This window comes from Pseudomonas sp. LBUM1671, assembly GCF_059695685.1.
In genome coordinates this window covers 6103282-6129310 of sequence record NZ_CP166782.1, presented here as the reverse complement: position 1 = coordinate 6129310, position 26029 = coordinate 6103282, and the positions used below count along the sequence as shown (strand labels likewise).

The window sequence follows — 26029 nt, the reverse complement described above, 5'->3', positions numbered from 1 at the left end:
CTCGCGAAGGCGCCGTAACAGCCAACGATGATGTTGGATGTGATGGCCTCTTCGCGAGCAAGCCCGCTCCCACATTTGTTTTGTGTCGTCTGTGAAAAAAAATATCCACAGGAGCGCGGGCAATGCGTTGGGCGACTTATTTCGCCGTGTTGGCGTCTGTCTTGAGTGTCGGCCTGGCCCTGGGTGTCAGCATGCCGCTGGTGTCGTTTCGCCTGGAAGGCTGGGGTTACGGTTCGTTCGCCATCGGCGTGATGGCCGCCATGCCGGCGATTGGCGTATTGCTGGGGGCGAAGATCTCCAGCCATCTGGCCTCGCGCCTTGGCACGGCCAATCTGATGCGTCTGTGCCTGTGGGCCGGGGCGGTGTCCATCGGCTTGCTGGCGCTGTTACCGAGTTACCCGATCTGGCTGCTGTTGCGCCTGATGATCGGGGTGATCCTGACCCTGGTCTTCATCCTCGGCGAAAGCTGGATCAACCAGTTGGTGGTCGAACAATGGCGCGGTCGATTGGTGGCGCTGTACGGCAGCAGCTATGCGCTGAGTCAGCTCGCCGGGCCGTTGCTGCTGGGGGTTCTGGGCACCGAACACGATTACGGCTTCTGGGTCGGCGTCGGCTTGCTGACGGCGGCGCCGTTCCTGTTGCTGGGCCGCAGCGGCGCACCGACCAGTGAAGCCTGCAGCGTGACCTTCAGCGACTTGTGGGGCTTTTGCCGAGGTCTGCCGGCGATTGCCTGGGCGGTGTCGTTGTTCGCGGCGTTTGAAGCGATGATCCTGACCTTGTTGCCGGTGTATTGCCTGCGTCAGGGCTTCAGCACAGACATCGCGCTGGCAATGGTCAGCACCGTGGTGGTGGGGGATGCCTTGCTGCAGCTGCCGATTGGCGCGCTGGCGGATCGCTTGTCGCGACGCACGCTGTTCACCGGTTGTGCGGTGGTGTTGCTGGTCTCGAGCCTGGCGATTCCGTTGCTCATCGACACGTTGCTGATCTGGCCGTTGTGGGTGCTGTTCGGCGCCAGCGCCGGGGGATTGTTCACCTTGTCGCTGATCCTGATCGGCGAACGCTATCGCGACGATGCGCTGGTGCGGGCCAACGCGCACATTGCGCAGCTGTGGGGCATCGGTTGTCTGATCGGGCCGTTGGCCGCCGGTGCTGGCAGCCAGTGGATCAGCGGGCATGCGTTGCCGTTGCTGATGGCGGCGGGGGCGTTTGGGTTGGTGATTTTGCTGATGCGTCAAGGCGCGTTTGGCACGGTGGCCGAGCCTGCCTAAACCCAAACTGCCAACCAATCACATATCCCTGTGGGAGCGAGCAAGCCCGCTCCCACAGGGGTGTTCATCGTCGGTCAGAGCATCCGCTCCAGCCCGACCGCCGTGCTGAACCAGGAATTGAAGCGGCGCCACAAGCTTCCTGGTTCCTTGGTCAGCGTGTGCATTTTGCCGTTGTCTTCGGTCTGCCAGACGATCCGGTCATTTTCCAGTTGCACCTGATAACTCAAGGTCGGCGCCATACCTTCCATGGCCGCTTTGCGCACATGCGCGGCAAGTTCGGGGCTGTCCACCAGCACCCCGACTTCGGTGTTCCACAGCACCGAGCGCGGGTCGAAGTTGAACGAGCCGATGAAGGATTTCTGCTGATCGAAGATCATCGCCTTGCTGTGCAAACTGGAATCAGAACCCCGGAAGGACTTGCTGTAAAAAATATGCGGCCCGCTGCCGCCACCTTCGCCGGGCTGGCGGCGCAGTTCGTACAGCTTCACACCATGTTCCAGCAGCGCCCGGCGATAAGGCGCATAACCGCCGTGCACGGCCGGCACATCCGTGGCTTCCAGCGAGTTGGTCAACAAGTGCACCGACACCCCGGCGTCGGCCCGGCCGGTGAGGTACACCAGCCCCGGCTGACCCGGTACGAAGTAAGCCGAGATCATGATCAATTCTTTGCTGACGCCCGTCAGTTCAGGCGCCAGTTGCGTGGTCAGCAGCAAGTGCGGGTCAGGCTCGCCGTCCGACAAGACCTTGCTCGGTGCATCCCACAACGCCTGGTTCCAGGCCCAGATCAACTCCCGGCGCCAGATGTCCATGCGTGGCTTGGTGGTGTAAGTCATCAACTGCTGATACAGCGCATGATTCTGCTTGCGGGTCTCTTCCAACGATTCTTCCAGACGCGTGCGGGTATTTTGCAGGTCCTTTTGCGTCGGTCTGCTCGACAGGAATTCGTCGATCGGTTTGCTCAGCGCGCTGTTCCAGTACTGATCGAAGCTATGGCCAAGCTGCTCGGCCACCGGCCCGACGCCGAGCATGTCGATGTCGGTGAAATTCAGGTTGGGCTCGGCATCGAAGTATTCGTCGCCGAGGTTGCGACCGCCGACGATGGCCGCGCTGTTGTCTGCCAGCCACAGCTTGTTGTGCATGCGTCGGTGTTGCAACGACAGGTTAAACAAGCGGCCCATGGTGCGCGTCACGCCCGTGGCGCGGCCCAGGTGCAGCGGGTTGAACAGGCGGATCTGGATCTGCGGGTGCGCAGCGAGGGTCGCGATGATCCAGCCCAGACCGTCGCTGGTGGTGTCATCGAGCAGGATTCTCACGCGCACGCCGCGGTCGGCGGCCTTGAGCAATTCATCCACCAGCATCCGCGTGCTGATGCCGTCATGCACGATGTAGTACTGCAAGTCGAGGCTGCTTTGGGCGTTGCGGATCAGCTCGGCGCGGGCCATGAAGGCTTCGCTGCTATTGGACAGCAAACGAAAGCCGGACCGGCCCTCATGGGGTGCGGCCTGAGCCTGGATTGAACGACCGAATGCCGAATCGCTGGCGGGTAAGGCCTGGCTCGGTTCGCGCTGAACATCGAAGCTGGCGCAACCGCCCAGGAACGAGGCGAGTAGCAGAAGAGCGAGCAGGGGCTGTCTGACTCTCACGTGGGATCGTTCCGATTGGCGGCAAATGTCGGCATATGGACGCTGGATTCCTGAGAAAGGTCAGTCAGTGATGTAATCCGTTTCCGCCAGCAGTTTGATCGCCGCGGCGCCGACCTTGCGCACAGCCTCTTCGATCTGCGGTGTTGGCTTGGCAGCGTAGTTCATCCGCAAGCAATTGCGGTATTTGCCCGAGGCGGAAAAGATGCTGCCGACGGCAATCTGTACGCCCTGATCGTGCAGGGCACGATTCAGTTTCAGGGTGTCGAAGCCGTCCGGCAGTTCAACCCACAACATGAAGCTGCCTTGCGGGCGACTGGCGCGGGTGCCGGCGGGGAAATAGCGCGTGACCCAGTCGATCATCAGGTCGCGATTGCGTTGGTATTGCGTGCGCATCCGCCTCAAATGCGGTTCGAAATGCCCGGCTTTGAGAAACTCGGCAATCGCAATCTGCGGTTGTGGTGCCGTGGAGCCGGTGCTGATGTATTTCATGTGCAGCACCCGCTCCAGATACCGGCCGGGTGCAACCCAACCAATACGCAAGCCAGGCGCCAGGGTCTTGGAAAACGAACTGCACAGCAGGACACGGCCGTCTTCGTCGAAGGATTTGATCGTGCGCGGGCGCGGGTAGCTGTAGGAAAGCTCGCCATACACATCGTCTTCGACAATCGCCACGTCGAATCGCTGTGCAAGCGTCAACAACGCGCGTTTACGCGATTCCGGCATGATGTAGCCCAGCGGGTTGTTGCAGTTGGGCGTCAACTGTATGGCCTTGATTGGCCACTGCTCCAGGGCCAGTTCAAGGGCATCGAGGCTAATCCCGGTGATTGGGTCGGTAGGGATTTCCAGGGCTTTCATGCCCAGCCCCTTGAGGGTCTGCATGGCGCCGTGAAAGCTCGGTGAGTCCACCGCCACGATATCCCCCGGCTCGCAGATGGCGCGAATGCTGGTGGACAGCGCTTCGTGGCAACCGGTGGTCACCACCAGGTCGTGGGCCGTTAACTGGCATCCGGAATCGAGCATCAGGCGGGCGATCTGTTCGCGCAGTTCGAGGGTGCCGTAGATGTTGTCGTAATACAGACCGGGCATGTCCTGCCGACGGCTGATTCGCGCGAGGTTGCGCAGCAGCGGTTTCATGGTCGGCGTGGTGATGTCCGGCATGCCGCGGCCCAGTTGCACGACGTCTTTGCGCGGGACCGCGCGAATCAATTCCAGTACCTGATCCCACTGCGAAATATCCACCGGGCGCTGGGCCGGGCGGCCGATGGCCGGCAGCTCCGGCAGTTCGCGACCCACCGGTACGAAGTAGCCGGATTTGGGTTTCGGGGTTGCCAGCCCACTGTCTTCCAGCACTCGATACGCTTGCTGCACCGTGCTCAGGCTGACCCCGTGCTCGACACTCAACGCCCGCACCGACGGCAGCCGGTCACCGGGGCGATAGAAGCCCTGTTCAATACGTGTGCCGAGCAATTCGGCGAGGTTGACGTAAAGGGTCATGGCGCAGTCTCGGTGTGGGTGATTCGGTTAACCAATACAGATCGAGTGAAAATATACGATTCAGACGCTAAATCGGTAAATCTGTATGGAGTTAATACAGACTTGTTGAATCTGTAATGCTTTTCGCCGTCCGCGCATCATGAAAGCTCTGGCTACCCAAGTAAACAGGAGTAATCAAAATGAACGGCTTGAGTGATGTGCGGCTGACGATTCACAGTCAGGAACTGGCGGCAGGGCAAATAAACGGTGCACGCGAGGCGGTCATGCGCAACGCGCCGTCCGGCCTGAGTCGCTGGGGCCTGTTCTGGCATCGTCTGCACACGCGCAAGGCGTTGCTGACGCTCACGCCGGAGCAACTGAGGGATGTCGGTTTGAGTCGGGAGCAGGCGCGGGAGGAGGGGCTCAAGCCATTCTGGCGGATCTGAGTTTTGCGGTGTTATTGCGGCTGTCTTCGCGGGCAAGCCCGCTCCCACAAGGGTTGGTGTTGTTCACAAAATTTGCGCTCACCACCTAACCCTGTGGGAGCGGGCTTGCCCGCGAAGGCGTCGGTACAGGCACTGAAATCCTTCAGACCAACTCTTTAAGCCGATGCCACAACATCCCCAACGCCAGCAACGGCGAACGCAAATGCTTGCCGCCCGGGAAGGTGATATGCGGCACCTTGGCAAACAGATCAAACCCTCCTCCCTGCTGACCACTAATAGCCTCAGCCAACAACTTGCCCGCCAAATGCGTGGCATTCACCCCATGGCCCGAGTAAGCCTGGGCGTAATACACATTCGGCTGGTCCTTGAGCCGGCCAATCTGTGGCAGGCGGTTGGCGCCGATGCCGATCATCCCGCCCCATTGATAGTCGATCTTGACCCCGCCCAGTTGCGGGAAGACTTCCAGCATCTTCGGCCGCATGTATGCACCGATGTCCTGCGGGTCGCGGCCTGAATAATGGCAAGCACCGCCAAACAGCAAACGTCGATCCGCCGAGAGCCGGTAGTAATCCAGCGCCACCCGTTGATCGCAGACCGCCATGTTCTGCGGCAGTAGTGAATGCGCCAGTTCTTCACTCAATGGCTCGGTGGCAATGATATAGCTGCCGGCGGGCAGCACTTTGCCGCTGAGTTCGGGGTTGAGTTCGTTGAGGTAGGCGTTGCAGCCCAGCACCAGCGTCTTGGCGCGAACCGAGCCTTGGGCGGTATGGACGGTGACTTCGGGGCCGTAGTCGATTCGGGTCACTGCCGATTGTTCGAACAGCTTCGCGCCCAGCTGCTGCGCGGCGGCTGCTTCGCCCAAGGCCAGATTAAGCGGGTGAAGATGGCCCGAACCCATGTCGATCAGGCCGCCGACGTAGCGGTCCGAACCCACCACCGTGTGCATTTCATTGGCTTGCAGCAGCCGGGTTTCGTAGCGGTAGCCGAGGCCGCGCAGCTCTTCGGCGTCTTCGGCAAAGCCTTCGAGGTCGCGGGGCTTGTTTGCCAGGTCGCAGTAACCCCAGGTCAGGTCGCAAGGGATCTGAAAACGCTCGACGCGCTGACGGACGATTTCCACGGCTTCCAGGCCCATGAGTTTCATCTGGCGCACGCCGTCGGTGCCGACCGCATTGGCGAACTGATCGAGGCCGTGGCCGACGCCGCGAATCAACTGCCCGCCATTGCGTCCGCTGGCGCCCCAGCCGATCTTGCGCGCTTCCAGCAGCACCACGCTGAAGCCACGTTCTGCCAGTTCGAGCGCCGAGTTCAGCCCGGAAAACCCGCCGCCGACCACGCACACGTCCGCCACCAGGTCGCCTTGCAACACCGGATGATCAGGCTGCGACAGGCTGCTGGCGGCGTAGTAAGAGGCGGTGTGCTGGGCACGGGCATTCATGTGAGCGTCCCTGATTCATGTGTCTGGAAAATGTGACGGAGCATAAGCCGGACCTTCCGGCAGCGGCAACATTGGTCGGTTGATGCTGTCTGGATCGAGGCTTTTGCGTCAGACTCCCGGTCTATCCCGCTTTTGGTTACCGCTTCGATGAGCTGCAACAGTCAGAAAATCCGCACGCTGCGCCAGCAAATCCCCTCGTTCGAGTGCGTGCCCGGCTGCCATGACTGCTGTGGGCCGGTGACCACCTCGCCGGAAGAAATGTCCCGCTTGCCGCGCAAGACCCGCGCCGAGCAGGACGCGGCGATGGATGAACTCAACTGTGTGCACCTTGGGCCCAACGGCTGCACGGTGTATGACGAGCGGCCGCTGATCTGTCGCCTGTTTGGCACTACCAAGACCTTGCCGTGCCCGAACGGTCGGGGGCCGGTGGAGCTGATTCATCCGCGGGTGGAGAAGCAGATTCATGAGTACATGGCTTCTACTCGGCAGGTCCTCGTCTGAGGGAAGACCGAGTCGCCTGTAATCGCTAGCAGGCTAGCTTCCACTGAATCTATGTCCGCCGAAGATCAACTGTGGGAGCTAGCCTGCTAGCGATGGGGTCTGAACAGACACCACAAAGCCTCAATCCGGAATTGGCAGGCACAAACTCTCCTTCACCTCTTCCATCACGATATAGCTCTTGGATTCGCGCACATGCGGCAGCTTGAGCAAAATGTCGCCCAGCAATTTGCGGTACGACGCCATCTCGGAAATCCGCGCCTTCACCAGGTAGTCGAAATCCCCTGACACCAAATGGCACTCCAGCACGTGGGGCAGTTTCAGCACCGCACGTCGGAACTCTTCGAAAGTATCGCCGGATTTGTAGTCGAGACTGATCTCGACGAACACCAGGAGACTACCCTTGAGGTGCTGCGGATTGAGGCGGGCGTTGTAGCCCATGATGATCCCTTCGCGCTCCAGGCGCCGGACCCGCTCGGTACACGGCGTGGTCGAGAGCCCGACCTTTTCCCCAAGCTCGGTGAAAGAGATGCGCCCGTCCGCTTGCAGGATCCGCAGGATGTTGCGGTCAATCTTGTCCAGCTCACGTTTGGTTTGAGTGTTGGTACGCATAGGGGATGCGCCTCCGTGAAAAGGGTTTTTGCCGAGAATTCTCGCCAAATATAGGCAGTTATATAGTGAAAAGCACTGCCTAATCTTTTTTACACTGCGCACATCAATGCTCGACAACTACGAACGTCAGCGGCAAGCCGCGATGAGGGATATGAAAATGCGCGTTATGGTCTTGGGTAGCGGCGTCATCGGTACCACCAGTGCTTATTATCTGGCGCGTGCCGGGTTCGAAGTGGTGGTGGTGGACCGTCAGCCCGCCGCTGCCATGGAGACCAGTTTCGCCAACGCCGGGCAGGTATCTCCGGGTTATGCCTCGCCCTGGGCCGCGCCGGGCGTGCCGCTCAAGGCCATCAAATGGCTGCTGCAGCGTCACGCACCGCTGGCGATCAAGGCCACCGCCGACATCGACCAATACCTGTGGATGGCGCAGATGCTGCGCAACTGCACCGCCAGCCGTTATGCGGTGAACAAGGAGCGCATGGTCCGTCTGTCCGAGTACAGCCGTGACTGCCTCGACGAATTGCGTGCCGAAACCGGCATTGCCTACGAAGGCCGCAGCCTTGGTACGACGCAACTGTTCCGCACCCAGGCTCAACTGGACGGCGCCGCGAAAGACATTTCCGTATTGAAAGAGTCCGGCGTTCCGTTCGAACTGCTCGACCGCGCCGGTATTGCCCGCGTTGAGCCGGCCCTGGCCAACGTCACCGATATCCTCGCCGGTGCCTTGCGCCTGCCGAACGACCAGACTGGCGATTGCCAGATGTTCACCGTTCGACTGGCCGAAATGGCCGTGAAACTGGGCGTGGAATTTCGCTTCGGTCAAGACATTCAGAAACTCGACTTCGCCGGTGATCGCATCAACGGCGTGTGGATCGACGGCAAGCTGGAAACCGCTGACCGCTACGTACTGGCACTCGGCAGCTACTCGCCGCAATTGCTCAAGCCGCTGGGCATCAAGGCCCCGGTGTATCCGCTCAAGGGTTACTCCCTGACCGTGCCGATCACCAACCCGGCGATGGCCCCGACTTCGACCATTCTCGACGAGACCTACAAGGTCGCGATCACCCGTTTCGACAACCGCATCCGCGTCGGCGGCATGGCTGAGATAGCCGGTTTTGACCTGTCGCTGAACCCGCGTCGGCGCGAAACCCTGGAGATGATCGTCAACGACCTTTATCCTCAGGGCGGCGATCTGGCCCAGGCGAGTTTCTGGACTGGTCTGCGTCCGACCACCCCGGACGGCACGCCAATCGTTGGCGCCACACCGTTCAAGAACCTGTTCCTGAACACCGGTCACGGCACACTCGGCTGGACCATGGCCTGCGGCTCCGGTCGTTTGCTGGCTGACCTGATGGCGAAGAAAACGCCGCAGATCAGCGCCGAAGGCCTCGATATTTCTCGCTATGGAAACAAAACTCAGGAGTCCGCAAAACATGTCAATCCAGCGCCAGCTCACCAATGAGCGCATGAGCCAGATCGTTGTCCACAGCGGCACCGTCTATCTGGCAGGGCAAGTCGGCGACGACATGAGTGCCGGGATTGAACAGCAGACCCGTGAAACCCTCGCCAATATCGAGCGTTTGCTCGATCTGGCCGGCACTGACAAGAGCCGTTTGCTGTCGGTGACGATTTACCTGAAAGACATCGACGCGCATTTCGAAGGCATGAACGCGGTGTGGGACAAGTGGCTGCCAAAAGGCGTCGCCCCGGCCCGTGCGACGGTCGAGTCGAAGCTGTGCGAACCGGAAATCCTGGTTGAGCTGTCGGTTGTCGCCGCTCTGCCATAAGCCTGTCAGACAGATCCCTCTCCCGGTGCTGTTGGCGGTTCACGCCGCCAGCCAGCGCCGGTTTTTATTCCCATGACCGCCTAGAAGCCTGCCGCCATGCGTCCAGCCCGTGCCCTGATCGACCTTCAAGCCCTGCGTCACAACTACCAGATCGCCCGTGAAGTGACGGGGGCCAAGGCCCTCGCCGTGATCAAGGCCGATGCCTACGGCCATGGCGCGGTGCGTTGCGCCCAGGCGCTGGAAGCCGAGGCGGACGGTTTTGCCGTCGCCTGTATCGAAGAGGCGTTGGAGCTGCGGGCTGCCGGTATTCGTGCGCCGGTGTTGTTGCTGGAAGGTTTTTTCGAGGCCGATGAGCTGTCGCTGATCGTCGAGCATGATTTCTGGTGCGTGGTGCATTCGTTGTGGCAGCTCGAAGCCATCGAGCAAGCTGCGTTGAGCAAGCCGATCACGGTCTGGCTCAAACTCGACTCGGGCATGCACCGGGTGGGTCTGCATCCAAAGGATTATCACGCGGCCTATCAACGACTGCTGGCCAGCGTCAAAGTCGCGAAGATTGTATTGATGAGCCACTTCGCCCGGGCCGATGAGCTGCACGATCAAAGCAGTGCCGAGCAGGTCGCTGTTTTTGAAGCGGCGCGTAAGGGTTTGTCGGCCGAGATCAGCCTGCGCAATTCGCCGGCGGTACTCGGTTGGCCGCAGATTCCGAGCGACTGGGTGCGCCCGGGCATCATGCTCTACGGTGCCACGCCGTTTGAAGAAGCCAACGCCGTGGCTTCCCGTCTGCAACCGGTGATGACCCTGGAATCGAAAGTGATTTGCGTGCGTGAACTGCCGGCCGGTGAGCCGATCGGCTACGGCGCCAAATTCATCACCCCCAAGCCGATGCGTGTGGGCGTAGTGGCCATGGGTTATGCCGATGGTTACCCGCGTCAGGCACCAACCGGCACGCCAGTATTGGTCGCTGGGCAGCGCAGCCAGTTGATAGGCCGCGTGTCGATGGACATGCTCTGCATCGACCTGACTGATGTGCCGCAGGCTGGCTTGGGTTCGACCGTCGAGTTGTGGGGCAAGAACATCCTCGCCAGCGAGGTGGCTGCCGCCGCAGACACGATTCCCTATCAGATCTTCTGCAACCTGCGCCGGGTGCCAAAGCTCTATTCCGAGGGTTAGCGGTCAGCAGGCCGTACCGGAAGTCGTTTGGCCGAACAGGATTCAGGCCCAAGTGTTGTAAATACTGAACGCTGTCGCCATGATAACGCTCAATATTTCTACAACCTGAATCCCTGGAGGCTCCAGCATTGGACGTCGGTGAACGACTGCAATCCATCCGTAAGCTCAAAGGTCTTTCCCAGCGTGAGCTCGCCAAACGCGCGGGTGTCACCAATAGCACGATTTCCATGATCGAGAAGAACAGCGTCAGTCCCTCGATCAGTTCGCTGAGGAAGGTACTGGGCGGGATTCCCATGTCCATGGTCGAGTTCTTTTCCGAAGAAATCCTGCAGGAAAAACCGACGCAGATCGTCTACAAAGCCAACGAGCTGATCGATATTTCCGATGGCGCAGTGACCATGAAACTGGTCGGCCGGGCGCACCCGAGCCGGGCTATCGCGTTCCTCAATGAAATCTACCCGCCTGGCGCCGACACCGGTGACGAGATGCTCACCCATGAGGGCGAGGAAACCGGCATTTTGGTGGAAGGGCGACTGGAACTGGTGGTCGGGCTCGAAACTTTTGTGCTCGAAGCCGGCGACAGCTACTACTTTGAAAGTACCAAGCCACACCGTTTCCGTAATCCGTTCGATGCGCCGGCGCGACTAATCAGCGCAGCCACGCCCGCGAATTTCTAAGAGAAGAGGCGTCCTGCCAGCACGGCAAAGGCACCCGAAGCGTTTTTCCGTCGCGTAACAAGACCCCTTCGACTTTGGGGTTGTTTCAGTGCGGCGGGCTTACCGTTATACTTGCGCCCGCCTGCGAACCGTGGCCGTGGGCGTGACTAGCCACCATTGAGGGTGAACGCGTGAATCTAATTATGAAAATGCTGGCTGCACCAGCAACCGTATTGGCCCTATGGGCTGTCAGCGCTCAAGCTGCGACCAACGACGATATTGCCAAACGCCTTGAGCCAGTCGGCCAGGTCTGCGTGACGGGTCAAGAGTGCAAGGGGATGGAAGTCGCTGCTTCGGCGGGTGGCGGTGATGCCAAGACCCCTGACTCTGTGATTGCGAAACATTGCAACGCTTGCCACGGTACCGGCCTGTTGGGCGCACCGAAAGTCGGTGATGCCGCTGCTTGGGGCGAGCGTTCCAAGAAGGAGGGGGGTGTTGATGGTCTGCTCGCCAAGGCGATCTCCGGCATCAACGCCATGCCACCGAAAGGCACCTGTGCCGATTGCACAGACGCCGATCTCAAAGGCGCCATCGAGAAGATGTCCGGCTTGAAATAAGCGTTCATCTACAGCGAAAAAGCCGCTTACGAGCGGCTTTTTTGTGCCTGCGATTTTGCCTTGGGGACTATTCTTTGCAGTAAAGGCCCGGCAAGCTCGGTCCAACCCCAATTCAAGGAATGTAAGGGAGGATCAGATGGTGCAGCTGTGTTCTATCGAGCAAGCGGTCGATGACGTATTGGCGCGGTTGCCGGCGCATATTCACATGGGCTTACCCCTTGGCCTGGGCAAACCCAACCACTTCGTCAACGCGTTGTTCCAGCGCATCGCGCAATTGCCCGAACGGCAGCTGACGATCTACACCGCCCTGTGCCTGGGCCGTCCTGCCTTGGGCGATGGTTTGCAAAAGCGCTTTCTCGAACCCTTTATCGAGCGGGTTTTTGGCGATTATCCGGAGCTGGACTTCCTTGCCGACCTGCATAAAGACAGCCTGCCGGCGAACATTCATATCCAGCAATTTTTCATGCAGCCCGGCAGCCTGCTCCACAGCGCGTCGGCCCAGCAGGATTACGTGAGCAGCAACTACAGCCACGCCGCGCGGGACATTAACGCCGCCGGTTTGAACCTGGTTGCACAGCTGGTGGCCAGCCATTCCGAGCACCCGGATCGCCTGAGCCTGAGCTGCAACCCGGACATCACCCTCGACCTGTTTCCGATGATCGCCAAGCGCCGGGAGGCGGGGGAGACGATCCTGTTGGTGGGCCAAGTCCACAACGACTTGCCCTACATGCCCGGTGACGCCGAAATCGGCATCGACGCGTTCGACCTGCTGATCGACGAGAAGGACAACACCACGTTGTTCTCCACGCCCAACATGCCAGTAGGTTTTCAGGATCATTTCATCGGCTTGCACGCCAGCACGCTGGTGCGCGACGGCGGCACCTTGCAGATCGGCATTGGTGCCATGGGCGATGCCTTGACCGCAGCGTTGCTGGCGCGCCAGGCCGACAATGCCGGTTACAAGGCGTTGCTGACGGAGATCAACCTCAGCCAGTGGGCGCAGTTGATCGACCGCGAGGGCGGCACCGACCCCTTTGCCAAAGGCCTTTACGGTTGCAGCGAGATGTTCGTCAACGGTCTGCTGGTGCTGGCCGACGCCGGGATCATTCGGCGAAAGGTCTACCCGGACGTACCGACCCAGCAACACGCGAATGCCGGCACCCTCGACGAAGCCGCGCAAACCGACGGCATCAGCGTGCATGGCGGGTTTTTCCTCGGGCCGCGCAGTTTCTACGAGCGCCTGCGCGAGCTGCCGCAAAGCAAGCGGCTCGAATTCAACATGACCCGCATCAGCTATATCAACGAGCTCTACGGTCAGGAAGAACTCAAACGCTTGCAGCGCCTGGATGCGCGCTTCATCAACACCGTGATCACCATGACCCTGCTCGGTGCCGGCGTGGCCGATCAGTTGGAGAACGGGCGTGTACTCAGCGGTGTCGGCGGGCAATACAACTTCGTCGCCCAGGGCCATGCGCTGGAGGGCGCGCGGTCGGTGCTGCTGCTGCGCAGTTGGCGTGAGGCGGGCGGTGAGGTCAGTTCGAACATCGTCTGGGAATACGGCCACTGCACGATCCCGCGGCATTTGCGGGACATTGTAGTCACCGAATACGGCATCGCCGATCTGCGCGGCAAGACCGACGCGGCGGTGATCGAGGCGTTGTTGAACATCAGCGACTCACGGTTCCAGTCGGGCCTGATCGAGCAGGCGCAAAATGTTGGCAAGTTGCCGAAGGGTTTCCGTATCGATCCGCGTTTTGCCGACAACACCCCGGAGCGCTTGCAGGCGATTCAGGCGCGGCATGCGAAGTTGTTTCCGGAGTATCCGCTGGGGTGTGATTTCACGGCTGAAGAGCGGGACTTGTTGCGGGCGCTGAACTGGTTGAAGAGCAAGTTCAAGCTGACGGAGATTCTGGAGTTGGGCAAGGCTGCGCTGGATGCGCCTGAGGCTTCGGAATTTCCCGAGCATCTGGAGCGGATGCAGCTGACCAACCCTGAGGGGTTGAAAGAGGACCTGTTTCAGCGACTGCTGCTCACCGGCCTCAAAGCCACCGCGCAATAACGCCCACCACAAAACAACTGTGGGAGCCAGCCTGCTGGCGATGGCTGTCTGTCAGTCATGAATATGTTGATTGACATGACGCCATCGCCAGCAGGCTGGCTCCCACAGGGGAAATGCGGTGTTGCGGGTTATTCGATGAAGGTGACAACGCCATCCTTCAGCGACTGCACCCGAGCCAACGATTCAACGCGATAACCCTGCGCATCCAGCTCGGCACGCCCACCCTGGAACGACTTCTCGATCACGATCCCCAAACCGGCCACGGTGGCGCCGGCCTGTTTGATGATCGAGATCAGCGCTTGCGATGCCTTACCGTTGGCCAGGAAGTCATCGATGATCAGCACGCGGTCGCTGCTGGTCAGGTGACGCGGGGAGATCGCCACGGTGCTTTCGGTCTGTTTGGTGAACGAGTAAACGGTCGCCGACAGCAGGTTTTCAGTCAGGGTCAGGGACTGATGCTTGCGCGCGAAGATCACCGGTACGCCGAGGTTCAGGCCGGTCATGATCGCCGGAGCGATGCCCGAGGCTTCGATCGTAACGATTTTGGTGATGCCCGAGTCCTTGAACAACGCAGCGAATTCATCGCCGATCAGCTTCATCAGGGCCGGGTCGATCTGGTGGTTCAAAAAGGCGTCGACCTTCAGGACCTGATCGGAAAGCACGATGCCTTGTTCGCGAATTTTCTGGTGCAGTGCTTCCATGAAGCGTTCCTCTACTGGCGCCGTACGCGCCTAGCTTGTCAAAAATGCTTGGGAAAAAAATACTCGGTTAAAAAGTGCTCAATTCTAGCGCTTTAACATCGCCCGTATATCAGCCAATGCGGTATTGCCGCGAACGGCTTTGACTTCAACAGGGGTGTCGTCATTGCCTTCCCACGCCAGATCGTCCGGCGGCAGCTCGTCAAGGAAGCGGCTCGGCGCGCAATCGATGATCTCGCCGTATTGCTTGCGCTTGGCGGCGAAGGTGAAGGCCAGGGTCTGACGTGCGCGGGTAATCCCGACGTAGGCCAGACGGCGTTCTTCTTCGATGGTGTCGGCTTCGATGCTGGAGCGGTGCGGGAGGATTTCCTCTTCCATGCCCATGATGAACACGTAGGGAAATTCCAGACCCTTGGAGGCGTGCAAGGTCATCATCTGCACGCCTTCGGCGCCATCTTCCTCTTCCTGCTGACGTTCCAGCATGTCACGCAGGACGAGTTTGCCGATGGCGTCCTCCACGGTCATCTCGCCTTCTTCGTCCTTCTCCAGCGTGTTCTTCAACGCCTCGATCAGGAACCACACGTTGCCCATGCGGTAGTCGGCGGCCTTGTCGCTGGAGCTGTTGGTGCGCAGCCAGTTCTCGTAGTCGATGTCCATGACCATGCTGCGCAGCGCCGAGATCGGGTCTTCGCCGGCGCATTGCTCGCGGACTTTGTCCATGAAGCGCTTGAAGCGCGACAGGCGATCGGTGAAGCGCGCGTCCAAGTGCTCGCCCAGGCCGATTTCGTCGGTGGCGGCGTACATCGAGATTTTGCGCCCGGTAGCGTAGTTGCCCAGCTTCTCCAGGGTGGTCGAACCGATTTCCCGGCGTGGCACGTTGATCACCCGCAGGAAGGCGTTGTCGTCATCCGGGTTCACGATCAGGCGGAAGTAGGCCATCAGGTCTTTCACTTCCTGACGTCCGAAGAAACTGTTGCCGCCGGACAAACGATACGGAATCTGGTGGTGCTGCAGCTTCAGCTCGATCAGCTTGGCCTGGTAGTTACCGCGATACAGGATCGCGAAATCGCTGTACGGCCGGTCCGTGCGCAAGTGCAGGGTCAGCAGTTCCACGGCCACGCGCTCGGCTTCGGCGTCTTCGTTGCGGCAACGGATCACGCGGATTTCGTCGCCGTGGCCCATCTCACTCCACAGCTGCTTCTCGAATTCGTGCGGGTTGTTCGAGATCAGCACGTTGGCGCAGCGCAGGATGCGGCTGGTGGAGCGGTAGTTTTGCTCGAGCATCACCACTTTCAGCGACGGATAGTCGTCCTTGAGCAGCATCAGGTTTTCCGGACGGGCGCCACGCCAGGCGTAGATCGACTGGTCATCGTCGCCCACCACGGTGAACTGGTTGCGCGTGCCGATCAGCAACTTCACCAGCAAATACTGGCTGGCGTTGGTGTCCTGGTATTCGTCCACCAGCAGGTAGCGGACTTTGTTCTGCCATTTTTCGAGGATGTCGGCGTGTTCCTGGAACAGCTTCACCGGCAGCAGGATCAGGTCGTCGAAGTCCACCGCGTTGAACGCCTTGAGCGTGCGCTGATAGTGGGTGTAGACGATGGCGGCGGTCTGTTCCTTGGGGTTGCGCGCGTTTTCCAGGGCTTCGGGCGGCAGGATCAGGTCGTTTTTCCACGAGCCGATCATGTTCTTGATCTCGTCGACGCCGTCGTCGCCCGAGTATTCCTTCTGCATGATGTCGGTCATCAAGGCTTTGACGTCGGTTTCGTCAAAGATCGAGAAGCCCGGCTTGTAGCCCAGGCGAACATGTTCCTTGCGGATGATGTTCAAGCCCAGGTTGTGGAACGTGCACACCGTCAGGCCACGGCCTTCGCCGCCCTTGAGCAGGGTGCCGACTCGTTCCTTCATCTCGCGCGCGGCCTTGTTGGTAAAGGTCATGGCGACGATGTACTGGGCGCGGATGCCGCAGTTCTGGATCAGGTGAGCAATTTTGCGGGTGATCACGCTGGTCTTGCCGGAGCCTGCGCCGGCGAGCACCAAAAGAGGGCCGCCGACGTAGCTCACGGCTTCTTGCTGCCGGGGATTGAGTCGGGACATACAGGATCAGGGAGTCGTTTATGAAATGGGCCGGCATTTTAACAGGCTCAGCGAATTGTGCTGCTCTCTCCGACTTGTGACGCAACACGCTATCTCTATTTGCCGGTTTTGATACTTTCAAGCAGGATGCGCGGTGTATTTGCGGCTAATGTTCGTATTCCAGACACAAAGCCACGTTTGATAACTGATGTCATTTGGTCATTTGGTCATTGGTTGATGGCGCGGCATAATGCCTGCCGCCTACATCTTTGCAGAGTCTAGGGAGCTAGCTTGTCTACGCCTGTCGAACCCTTGCGTTTGCTGCTACTGGCTGAAGAGCCGGCGTGGACAGCGTTGTTGCGCGAGTGTCTGGCTCCGATGGGGAGCTCGGCCGTGCTCATCAGCGCGCCGAGCTGGGAGTCGGTCAGCAGTCTGTTCGATGACAACCGCAATGCGGTGTTGTTGACGATTCCTGCGCTTCAGCCGCTTCCTGGCCGTTGCAGCTTGCCGACGGTGTTATTGCTGGAGCACGAGCCACTGGCGCCGCCGGATGGCGTAAGCGACTGGCTGGTGCGCGATCATCTCGATCCCGGCATGTTGCGCCGCTGCCTGCGCCATGTGCGCGAACGCGGCTTGCTGGAAAACACCCTGCAGCGCCTGGCCGAGCAGGACCCGCTGACCGGCATCGCCAATCGCCAGGGTTTCCAGACCTTGCTCGCCGCGCGCCTGGCGGAAAACGACGGCCGCGGCCTGGCCCTCGGTCACCTTGATCTCGACAACTTCCGACACGCCAACGATGCCCTCGGCCACCAGGCCGGCGACCGCTTGATCCTGCAAGTGGTCGCGCGCCTGAAAAGCCAGCTTGAGGCCGGCGATCAGCTGGCGCGGCTGGGCAGCGACGAATTCGCCCTGTTGATCGACACCCGCCGTGCGCCTCAACGCGCCGAATGGATGGCCGAACGCATCACTGAAGCCCTGGCCGAGCCTTACTGGGTCGACGGCGAAAGCCTGTTGATCGGTTCCAGCCTCGGTATCGCCCACGCCCGGGCCCAGGCCGGCGCCGACCCGCTGATGTGGCACGCACACATCGCCATGCAGCAGGCCAAGAGCACTCAGGGCTGCACCTTTCATATCTTCAACGAACGCATCAACCGCAATGCCCGCAGCATGGCCGACCTCGAAAGCGAGCTGCGCCGGGCCTTGCGCCGTGACGAGCTGGAGTTGCATTACCAGCCACGCCTGAACCTGGAGGACGGCCAGATCGTCGGCCTCGAAGCCCTGGTGCGCTGGCGACATGCCGAGCGCGGTTTGCTGGCGCCCAGCGAGTTCGTGCCGCTGGCCGAGCAAAGCGGTCTGATTGTGCCGCTCGGTTACTGGGTGATTTCCCGGGCCCTGCGGGACATGCAGGCGCTGCGCGAGCGCGGTTTGCCGGCGCTGCACATGGCGATCAACCTGTCGTTCCGGCAGTTTCAGGACAGCCAATTGCTGTCGACCCTGAGCCGGCTGATCGCCGAGCGCGGCGTCGAGGCGCAATGGCTGGAGTTCGAACTGACCGAAACCGCTGTGATGCGCCGCAGCGACCTGGTGAAGCAGACCATGGATGCCCTCGGGCGCCTGGGCGTGCGCTTCTCACTGGATGACTTCGGCACCGGGTTCTCGTCCTTCGTGCACCTCAACAGCCTGCCGATTGCCTTGCTGAAGGTCGACAAGAGCTTTGTCGGTGGCATGGAAGAGCGCGAAGAGAACCGCAAACTGGTCCACGCGATGATCAACCTGGCGCACAACCTCAATCTTGAAGTGGTGGCCGAAGGCGTGGAAACGGCGGAGCAACTGGATTTGTTGCGCGGGTTTGGCTGCGATCAGGTGCAGGGGTATCTGATCAGCAAGCCGCTGCCGTTGGCGGAGTTGATTGAGTATCTGACGTTTGGCAGCAGCCAGCAGCCCGCCCTGGAAGTGGTGAGCTAACCACAGCCCCTGTAGGAGCGAGGCTTGCCCGCGAAGGCGGCGTGTCAGTCGACATTGTTGGTAACTGATGCGCCGCCTTCGCGGGCAAGCCTCGCTCCTACAGGGATATCACTCTGTCTGGGCGACGTCGAAACGCTGCGACGCCGGCTCCCGCCGAATCATCCGCTTCATCTTCCATTCAAACGCCAGCGTCAAGCTCACCGCCGCGCACGCCAATCCCAGTGCCAACCCCCACCAGACGCCTGTCGGCCCCCCGTTCAAGTTGAACGCCATCCACCACGCCGCTGGCGCACCGATCAGCCAATAGCAACCCAGCCCGACCAGGAACGTGGTCTTGGCGTCCTTGAGCCCGCGAATGCAGCCCATGGCGATGGTTTGCGTGCCGTCGAACAGCTCGAACCACGCCGCCACCGCCAGCAAGCTTACAGCCAGGTTGATAACGTCCCGGAATGCCGGGTCGTTATGGTCGAGGAACAAACCGATCAACTGATTCGGCAGGAACCAGAAGACCATGGCAAAACCCAGCATCGCCGCCGCGCCGAAGGCGATCCCGACCCGACCGGCCAGGCGCGCATCCAGCAACTGCCCGGCGCCGTAATGCTGGCCGATGCGCATAGTGATCGCGTAGGAAATGCCCGCCGGGATCATGAACGCCACCGAAACGATCTGCAGGGCGATCTGGTGCGCCGCCAGTTGCGTACTGCCCATGGTGCCCATGCACAGCGCGGCGAACGCAAACAAGCCGACTTCCACCGCGTAAGTGCCGCCGATGGGCAGCCCGAGGCGCCACAGTTCCTTCAGATACTGACGGTTTGGACGTGACAGACCCTGGCGCAGCGGATAAGCGTCGTAGGCCGGATGCCGACGGATGTGCAGCGCCAGCGCCACGGCCATCAGGTTGGCAACAATCGCCGTGACCAGCCCGATGCCCACCAGGCCCATTTTCGGCAGCCCGAACATCCCGGTGATCAACGCATAGTTGAGCAGGAAGTTAGCCACGGTGCCGCCGAGGCTGATGACCATGACTGGCGTCGCCCGGCCGATGGCGCTAGTAAAACCGCGCAGGGCCATGAAGCTCAGGTAGCCGGGCAGGGCGAACGGCAGGATCAGCAGAAACTGCCCGGCAGCCTGGACGTTGGTTTCGGTCTGGCCGAACAGCAACAGCACCGGCTTGAGGTTCCACAGCAACAGACCGGCCGCCAGCGCCATCAGCCACGCCAGCCACAATCCGGCCTGGGTCAGTCGCGCGGCGCCGACGATATCGCCCGCGCCCTGACGGATCGCCACCAGGGTGCCGACCGCTGCGATCACGCCGATGCAGAAGATCGACACGAACGAATACGTCGCCGCGCCCAGGCCGCCACCGGCCAGCGCCTCCGGACTCAGGCGCGCCATCATCAAGGTGTCGGTGAGGACCATCAGCATGTGCGCCAACTGCGAGGCAATCAACGGCCCCGCCAGCCGCAGGATGGCCCAGAGTTCGGTACGTGCTGGATGCTGCATGGTCATCACGCCTCGATTTCAGTGTAAACAGAAGAGAGCCGATTCTCGGCGCTCTGCGGGCTTTTCACAAAGGGATAAAAAGGATGGGTAGCATGAGTCAAACTCATGCTGACAAGTTTCTGCTAACGTGGCGTGACCGCGCTATAGGAGCTTTGCGAATGTCCCGTCGTCTTCCTCCCTTGTATGCCCTGCGCGCATTCGAAGCGGCGGCGCGGCATAGCTCGTTTACCCGCGCCGCTGAAGAATTGTCGATCACCCAGAGCGCGGTCAGTCGACACATTCGTACCCTCGAAGAGCATTTTGCCTGCCGACTGTTCCACCGCAGCGGGCGCAACCTGCAACTGACCGAGTCGGCGCGGCTGATCCTGCCCGGCATTCGTGAAGGTTTTACCGCGCTCGAACGCGCCTGCAATACCTTGCGCGCCGAAGACGACATCCTGCGCATGAAAGCCCCGTCGACGTTGACCATGCGCTGGCTGTTGGCGCGCCTCAGCCGCTTCCGGCACTTGCAACCGGGCAACGAAGTGCAATTGACCAGCGCCTGGATGGACATCGATACCGTGGACTTCAACCACGAACCCTTCGACTGCGCCGTCATCCTCAGCAACGGCCATTTCCCGCCGGATTGGGAAGCGACGCTGTTGTTTCCAGAGGAGCTGATTCCAGTGGGCGCGCCAAATCTGCTGAAGGATCAGCCGTGGGATGTGGCGCGTCTGGCGAGCACCGAACTGCTGCACCCGACGCCGGACCGCCGCGACTGGCGAACATGGCTGGCGCGCATGGGGCTGGCCGATCAGGTATCGCTCAAGGGTGGCCAGGTGTTCGACACGCTGGAGCTGGGCATGATTGCCGCTGCCCGGGGCTACGGTGTGTCCATGGGCGATTTGCTGATGGTGGCGGAGGATGTCGCTCAGGGTCGCCTGAGTTTGCCGTGGCCGACGGCTGTCGCCAGTGGAGAGAATTATTACCTCGTCTGGCCGAAAACCCGCCCGGGAGGTGAACGTTTGCGCCGCCTCAGCGATTTCCTGCAAGGCGAGGTCCGGACAATGGATTTACCGGCTGTAGAGCGCTTGAGCTGAATCGTTAGAGCCTCTGCAATAGAGGCCTTGCGCCATATCCCCGCTAATTACTCAAGTATTCAGGTTTGCCGCCGAAAATCTGCAGGTGGAACCTTCGTGCAGGTTCGTCGCAATTCCCATTTGAATTTTTGCCGAGTGCGCATCGTGATCAGGATGATCCGGTCACTCGGCCAGGAGCTGTCATGTCTCAACCTCGTGCCCGGATCGCCTCACAGCTTGGTCTTGCGCTTGCCGTGATACTGGCGATTGTCATCACTGGCAGTACCGTATTCGCCCTGCGTTCGCTGGACTCTGCCAACCTCGCCACCCGCGAAGAGCACCTGGCCAGTGAAGCCCGGCTGCTGGCCGATCAGTTGAGTACTTTTCACGGCACGTTGCGTGAAAGCACCCAGCGCCTGGCCGGTCTGTTCGAGAAACGCTTCAGCGCAGGCCTGAGCGTGCATCCGGACGAGCCAGTGGCCGTGGCCGGCACCCAGACCCCGGGCCTGCACCTGGGCAGCGAGGTGTTGAACAACAACTTCAAGGAAGTGGACGAGTTCAAGCAAATGACCGCGGGCGTTGCGACGGTGTTTGTGCGCAGCGGCGAAGACTTCGTCCGGGTCAGTACCTCCCTGACCAAACAGGATGGCAACCGTGCCATCGGCACCTTGCTGGATCACGCTAACCCGGCTTATGCGCGCTTGATGGCGGGTCAGAGCTATGTCGGTCGTGCCTTGTTATTCGACCGCTCCTACATGACGCAGTACACGCCTGTGCGCGACAGCAGCGGCAAGGTGATTGCCGTGCTGTTCGTAGGATTCGATTACACCGACGCGCAGAACGCGCAGTTCGAGAATCTGAAACGCTTCCGCATCGGCCAGACCGGCTCCCTGGCGCTGCTCGATGAGCAGAAGAAGTGGCTGGTGCCGATCGCCGGCGTGCAAACGCTGGATCAAGCCGTCCCGGCCATCGTCGATCTGGCGAAAACCCCGGGCAAGGGTGATTTCTGGAGCGACAAGTCCGAAGACTTCTACAGCGTGGCCGTGCCGTTCGAAGGTGGCCCGTGGTCGGTGGTGGCGAGCATGCCCAAAGCCGAAATCAACGCCGTGACCTGGAGTGTCGGCATTCAGTTGGCAATCGGCAGCCTGCTGGCGATGCTGATTGCGGTCGGCTCGGCAGTCTGGCTGTTGCGCAGCAAACTTGCGCCGCTGGGTGATCTGGTGCGTCAGGCAGAAGCCTTGGGCGCCGGTGATTTGAGCGTGCGCCTGAGCGTATCGAGCAATGACGAAATCGGTCAGCTGGCTCGTGCCTTCAACCAGATGAGCCAGGCTTTGTCGACCATGGTCGAGCACATCCGCAAGGCCTCGGGCGAGGTCAACAGCCGCGCCCAGGCGTTGTCTGGTCTGTCCGGTGGTGCCTATGAAGGGATGGAGCAGCAGTCGGGCGAAATCACCAGCATGGCCGGTGCCGTGGAAGAGTTCAGCGCGACCTCCCTGAACATTGCCGACAACATGGGCAACACCCAGCGTCTGGCCCAGGAAAACGCACAGCAAACGCAGATCGGTCGTACGTCGATGGACGAAGCGTCCTCGTCTCTGGAACAAATCGCTGGTGCGCTGAACAGCACCGCGACAGTAATCAACACCCTCGGTCAGCGCTCCCAGGAAATCGGCGGCATCGTCGGGGTGATTACCTCGATCGCCGAACAAACCAACCTGCTGGCGCTGAACGCGGCCATCGAAGCGGCCCGTGCCGGTGAGCAGGGTCGTGGTTTTGCGGTGGTGGCCGACGAGGTGCGTAACCTGGCTTCGCGTACGCGTCAGGCTACTGATGAAATTTCCGGGATGATTCAAAGCATCCAGCAAGAAACCGGCAACGCCATCAGCACGATGGAGCAGGGCAATGTGCTGATGCAGGAAGGCTTGTCACGCAACGCCAACGTGGCCTCGGCCCTGGCGCGGATCGATGAGCAGAGCCGTTCGGCTGGCCAGCAATTCGCGGCGATCACCACCGCGACCCAGGAGCAGAGCAGCACCGCGACCTTGCTCAGCAGCAACCTGCAGAGCATTGCCCTGGCGAACAGTGAGCAGCGGGAAGTGGTGTCGAACCTGGCCGTGACCGCTAAAGAGCTGGAGAAGCTGGCGGCGGACTTGCGCCAAGAGGTTGACCGGTTTCGTTGAGGCGCCTCTGAAATAGCCATCGCGGGCAAGCCCGCTCCCACAGGATTTGTGTCGTTCACAAGAAACTGGAACGACATATAACCTGTGGGAGCGGGCTTGCCCGCGATTGGGGTCACCTCAATGTTCAGATCAGACGATCAATCACACTTGGCATTGCTAGACACTTCCTTGCTCGCCAGTTTCAACTGTTTGCCCAGCTCCGCCGCATTGGTGCTGCTGTAAACCCGACCTCCGGTGTTTTCCGCGATGCAGCGTGACGGGCCACCGGCGCCGATTTTGACCACGTTGACCCGCAGGCGCGGTTGGTCCCTGGCGATTTGGCGGGAGACCGCGCACACGTCTTTCTGGCAACCGTCCTCACCGTCGACAAACATCACGATCACGGCATCGTTATTGCGCCCGTCCACGGTGCTTGCCGCGTGGGCCAGGCTGTCGGCCAGCGGTGTGCCGTCGTTGGGCACCAGTCCTCGAATCCCGTTGATCAGCCGCTGGCGGTCGCCAAACTTGAATACGCCCTGGTCCGGTGTGCTTTCGCAGCCGGCGAAGGTGATGAGGCGCGTGTCGATTTTCGGGTCCAGCCCGTTGATCATGCCGGCCAGCGAATCCTTGGCGACGTCCATGCGGCTGGGCTTGGCGAAAATCTGCGTGGTGCGGTTCACATCCAGGTATTTGTTGAGCTCATTGCCGAAGAACCAGTCCTCGTCAGCTTTGACGGACTTGATGTTCAAATCCATCGAGCCCGAGGTGTCGAGCACCACGACGAATTGCGGGATCTCCGCGTTTGGCGCTTTTTTGCGGCAGGCGAAGTTGTCCAACGTCGGCGCCGGTGGCGGTGGCGGTGCGGCCACAACCGGTTTTGGCGGTGGGACTGGCTTGGGTACCGGTACCGGTACCGGTTCTGGAACGGGTTCCGGTTCGGGTTCTGGAACCGGCTCGGGTTCCACGACAGGCTCGGGAACAGGCTCGACCGGTTTCTCGACCGGTGTCACCACGGGCGCTACAGGCGGGACCACAACGACGGGTTCGCGGTGCATAAACCACCAATAAGCCCAGAGCGCCAGAAGCAGCAACAGCAGCGCCAGCAAGGCCGCCGCGATCCACCAGCCACGGCGCGACGGCGGTACGACCGGCGCCACCGGAACCACCGGCGGCACGATCGGTTTCGGCGGACGCTGGTTCCAGCGCACCACCAGTGGCTCGCCGTTGAGGCTGTAGAGTTTGTCCAGCTCGGGGGTGCCGAGCAGGCTGCGCAGGTCATCCGCTACCGTGGGCTGTCCGCGTTTTTGCAGTTCGTCCGCCAGTTGTCCCAGGGACGTCTGACGCACTTCATAGGTTTCCAGCAAACGTCGTTGCGCGTCCTCGTTGAGGTCGGCATAGGGTGTGGGTTGGCCACCCAGTTCGGTCCACCATTCCAGCACGTCGCCGCTGCCCATCCGCGGGATGGCGAAGAGGCTGGCGACGGTCGGCGGAAAGTGTTTCTGGATGAGGGCGACTTTGGCTTGCAGCGCACTCATCCCCTCCGGTGTGGCTTGCGCATCCCTGATAACCCGCTGCATGACGACGATTCCTGAAAAGGGTGCGGGCCTCCATCGGGAGGCCTGCGGGGTGAAAAGTTACTCTTCGTAACCGAGGCTGAATTGCAGCTGATTCACTTTCTTCTGCAAGGCCTTCAGTTGTTCCTGCTTGGCGGCCAGCGTCGCTGGAGACGCCTTGGTCGCGGGCGCCGTTTGCGAAGCCTTGAGCTGCTGCTCAAGCCCGGCAATCTGCTTCTGTATCTGGCCTTTATTGCCATGCCGAGCCTTGAGCGAAGACAGCAACTGACCCAGCGACTGGTTCAGCGCCGCCTGGGATTTCTGCTGGCTGGCCAGGTCGGTCTTGGTGCTGAGCTGCTGGGCCTGAATGTTCTCGTACACCTGGCGGAACATCGCGTTTTCCTGACGGGACGCGGTCAGGGCCAGTTCCTTCTGCTTGACCTGATCGCTGTAACCACCAGAGTAGTCGCAGTTCATCTTGGTCAGCATGCTGCTGTCGCGATTGGTCGCATCGCATTCCCCGGGCTTGGTCGCGCAACCGCTCAAGGCCAGGACGGCGGTGAGGACCGCCAGCTGTCGTAGAGTCATGTGCTTAGCCCAGGGTGATCGCGGAACGCTGGTTGTACAGACCGTCGACTTCCTTTTGCAGGGCGGCGACTTTCTGGTTCATTTTCATAATGCTCACGTCCACCTGCTTGATCTCGGCACCGGCGCCTTGTGCACGCTCGGCATCCGCCACTTTGGTGTATTCGGTGACCTTGTTGCGCATGTTGCCGAGGTCTTTACGCAGGCGTGCGATGTTCTGGTCAATCTCGGCGATCTGCGCCTGGGCCTTGGTCTTGTCGACTTTCTTGTTGGCGATGTCCTTTTTGATCTGGGCGATTTGCGCCTGATCATCATTGATCACTTGCTGAGCGGTTGCGGTACGGGCGATCACGTTCTGGGTGTCTTGCTCGACGTCGCTGTTCATCTTCGCCAGGCGGGTGGTGGTGTCGGAGTATTCGCTGCGACGCTGATCCAGGTAGTAGTTCGCGCCCATGGCCACGCCACACGCGGTAATACCGGCGGCAATAGCGCAGACCGCTTTGTTGCTGCTGTTGGACAGTGCGCAACTGAGGATGCCGACGCCGGCGCCGACCGCACAGGCCTGGTAACCGGATTTGCTGAAGAACTCTGCGTCATTGCTTTGGGTCAGGCGCGGGTCGGCACCCTCGCTGCCACCGAGCATCGAGCTGCCGGTGTTGGCGCAACCGGTCAGCAACAGGCTGCCAGTGAGGACGAAAGCGATCTGAAGCTTGAAGCGAGTCCAAAGGCTGCGCGACATGGTGAAACTCCTTGGTGACGGTGTTGGCG

At 60.8% G+C, this 26029-nt stretch carries 22 protein-coding genes; 12 read left to right on the top strand and 10 right to left on the bottom strand.

Annotated elements, in window-relative coordinates:
• The first annotated feature begins 122 nt into the window (after positions 1–122).
• Positions 123–1268, top strand: coding sequence for an MFS transporter (locus tag ACA060_RS28380; RefSeq protein WP_497314495.1), 1146 nt, complete (start codon positions 123–125; stop codon positions 1266–1268).
• Positions 1269–1342: 74 nt separating this feature from the next.
• On the opposite strand, the gene ACA060_RS28375 is transcribed toward ACA060_RS28380, so the two are convergent.
• Together ACA060_RS28375 and ACA060_RS28370 are read right to left on the bottom strand one after the other, a co-directional pair.
• Positions 1343–2911 (bottom strand): phospholipase D family protein, encoded by a 1569-nt coding sequence (locus ACA060_RS28375; protein WP_497314493.1) that lies wholly within the window; start codon positions 2909–2911, stop codon positions 1343–1345.
• Positions 2912–2971: 60 nt separating this feature from the next.
• Entirely contained in the window at positions 2972–4405 is a 1434-nt protein-coding gene (locus ACA060_RS28370; RefSeq protein ID WP_497314491.1) for an aminotransferase-like domain-containing protein, read from the bottom strand.
• 179 nt (positions 4406–4584) lie between these two features.
• Between ACA060_RS28370 and ACA060_RS28365 the strand changes: the two genes are divergently transcribed.
• Positions 4585–4830 carry a DUF1127 domain-containing protein gene (locus tag ACA060_RS28365; RefSeq protein WP_109626702.1) on the top strand — a complete coding sequence of 82 codons (246 nt, stop codon included), beginning with the start codon at positions 4585–4587 and terminating at the stop codon, positions 4828–4830.
• Positions 4831–4972: 142 nt separating this feature from the next.
• On the opposite strand, the gene ACA060_RS28360 is transcribed toward ACA060_RS28365, so the two are convergent.
• The gene (locus ACA060_RS28360; protein ID WP_497314489.1) at positions 4973–6265 is read right to left on the bottom strand and encodes an NAD(P)/FAD-dependent oxidoreductase; all 1293 of its coding nucleotides are present in this window, start codon (positions 6263–6265) and stop codon (positions 4973–4975) included.
• Positions 6266–6412: 147 nt separating this feature from the next.
• On the opposite strand from ACA060_RS28360, the gene ACA060_RS28355 reads away from it, so the two are divergent.
• On the top strand, positions 6413–6766 hold the full coding sequence (locus tag ACA060_RS28355) for a YkgJ family cysteine cluster protein (RefSeq protein WP_007947437.1): 354 nt from the start codon (positions 6413–6415) through the stop codon (positions 6764–6766).
• A gap of 120 nt (positions 6767–6886) precedes the next feature.
• On the opposite strand, the gene ACA060_RS28350 is transcribed toward ACA060_RS28355, so the two are convergent.
• Entirely contained in the window at positions 6887–7375 is a 489-nt protein-coding gene (locus tag ACA060_RS28350) for an Lrp/AsnC ligand binding domain-containing protein (RefSeq protein WP_010465173.1), read from the bottom strand.
• A gap of 157 nt (positions 7376–7532) precedes the next feature.
• On the opposite strand from ACA060_RS28350, the gene dadA reads away from it, so the two are divergent.
• The 6 genes from dadA to ACA060_RS28320 all read left to right on the top strand — a co-directional run bounded on the left by dadA (position 7533) and on the right by ACA060_RS28320 (position 13664).
• Positions 7533–8837, top strand: a complete 1305-nt coding sequence (gene dadA, locus ACA060_RS28345; RefSeq protein WP_109635905.1) for a D-amino acid dehydrogenase — start codon at positions 7533–7535, stop codon at positions 8835–8837.
• Positions 8809–9162 (top strand): RidA family protein, encoded by a 354-nt coding sequence (locus ACA060_RS28340; RefSeq protein ID WP_109626698.1) that lies wholly within the window; start codon positions 8809–8811, stop codon positions 9160–9162. The genes dadA and ACA060_RS28340 overlap by 29 nt, the downstream gene beginning before the upstream one ends.
• A gap of 96 nt (positions 9163–9258) precedes the next feature.
• Positions 9259–10332, top strand: a complete 1074-nt coding sequence (gene alr / locus ACA060_RS28335) for an alanine racemase (protein WP_497314487.1) — start codon at positions 9259–9261, stop codon at positions 10330–10332.
• Positions 10333–10460: 128 nt separating this feature from the next.
• Complete coding sequence (locus ACA060_RS28330; RefSeq protein ID WP_007947433.1) at positions 10461–11009, top strand: cupin domain-containing protein; 549 nt, start codon at positions 10461–10463, stop codon at positions 11007–11009.
• 170 nt (positions 11010–11179) lie between these two features.
• Positions 11180–11605 carry a c-type cytochrome gene (locus ACA060_RS28325; RefSeq protein ID WP_178082276.1) on the top strand — a complete coding sequence of 142 codons (426 nt, stop codon included), beginning with the start codon at positions 11180–11182 and terminating at the stop codon, positions 11603–11605.
• Positions 11606–11741: 136 nt separating this feature from the next.
• On the top strand, positions 11742–13664 hold the full coding sequence (locus tag ACA060_RS28320; RefSeq protein ID WP_497314485.1) for an acetyl-CoA hydrolase/transferase C-terminal domain-containing protein: 1923 nt from the start codon (positions 11742–11744) through the stop codon (positions 13662–13664).
• 128 nt (positions 13665–13792) lie between these two features.
• Here ACA060_RS28320 and ACA060_RS28315 read toward each other — a convergent pair whose 3' ends face one another.
• A complete protein-coding gene (locus tag ACA060_RS28315; protein WP_109626693.1) occupies positions 13793–14365 on the bottom strand; it encodes a xanthine phosphoribosyltransferase in 573 nt (190 codons plus the stop codon).
• An 84-nt stretch (positions 14366–14449) separates the two neighbouring features.
• Entirely contained in the window at positions 14450–16459 is a 2010-nt protein-coding gene (gene rep, locus ACA060_RS28310) for a DNA helicase Rep (protein WP_109626691.1), read from the bottom strand.
• Between the two features lie 270 nt (positions 16460–16729).
• Here rep and ACA060_RS28305 point away from each other — a divergent pair, with 270 nt between their 5' ends.
• A complete protein-coding gene (locus tag ACA060_RS28305; RefSeq protein ID WP_497314483.1) occupies positions 16730–18403 on the top strand; it encodes a putative bifunctional diguanylate cyclase/phosphodiesterase in 1674 nt (557 codons plus the stop codon).
• A 108-nt stretch (positions 18404–18511) separates the two neighbouring features.
• Here ACA060_RS28305 and ACA060_RS28300 read toward each other — a convergent pair whose 3' ends face one another.
• Complete coding sequence (locus ACA060_RS28300; RefSeq protein WP_497314481.1) at positions 18512–19906, bottom strand: NorM family multidrug efflux MATE transporter; 1395 nt, start codon at positions 19904–19906, stop codon at positions 18512–18514.
• Between the two features lie 158 nt (positions 19907–20064).
• On the opposite strand from ACA060_RS28300, the gene ACA060_RS28295 reads away from it, so the two are divergent.
• Positions 20065–20985 (top strand): LysR substrate-binding domain-containing protein, encoded by a 921-nt coding sequence (locus tag ACA060_RS28295; RefSeq protein ID WP_109635900.1) that lies wholly within the window; start codon positions 20065–20067, stop codon positions 20983–20985.
• A 182-nt stretch (positions 20986–21167) separates the two neighbouring features.
• The gene (locus ACA060_RS28290) at positions 21168–23144 is read left to right on the top strand and encodes a methyl-accepting chemotaxis protein (protein WP_497314479.1); all 1977 of its coding nucleotides are present in this window, start codon (positions 21168–21170) and stop codon (positions 23142–23144) included.
• Positions 23145–23281: 137 nt separating this feature from the next.
• Here the strand turns inward: ACA060_RS28290 and ACA060_RS28285 are convergent, their stop codons facing one another.
• Genes ACA060_RS28285 through ACA060_RS28275 form a run of 3 tightly spaced genes read right to left on the bottom strand, consistent with a single transcriptional unit; the run spans position 23282 to position 26000 of the window.
• Positions 23282–24700: a vWA domain-containing protein gene (locus tag ACA060_RS28285; RefSeq protein ID WP_497314477.1), complete on the bottom strand. Its 1419-nt coding sequence runs from the start codon at positions 24698–24700 to the stop codon at positions 23282–23284.
• Positions 24701–24757: 57 nt separating this feature from the next.
• Positions 24758–25264: a hypothetical protein gene (locus ACA060_RS28280; protein WP_497314475.1), complete on the bottom strand. Its 507-nt coding sequence runs from the start codon at positions 25262–25264 to the stop codon at positions 24758–24760.
• 4 nt (positions 25265–25268) lie between these two features.
• A complete protein-coding gene (locus ACA060_RS28275; RefSeq protein WP_109635892.1) occupies positions 25269–26000 on the bottom strand; it encodes an OmpA family protein in 732 nt (243 codons plus the stop codon).
• Between the last annotated feature and the right edge of the window lie 29 nt (positions 26001–26029).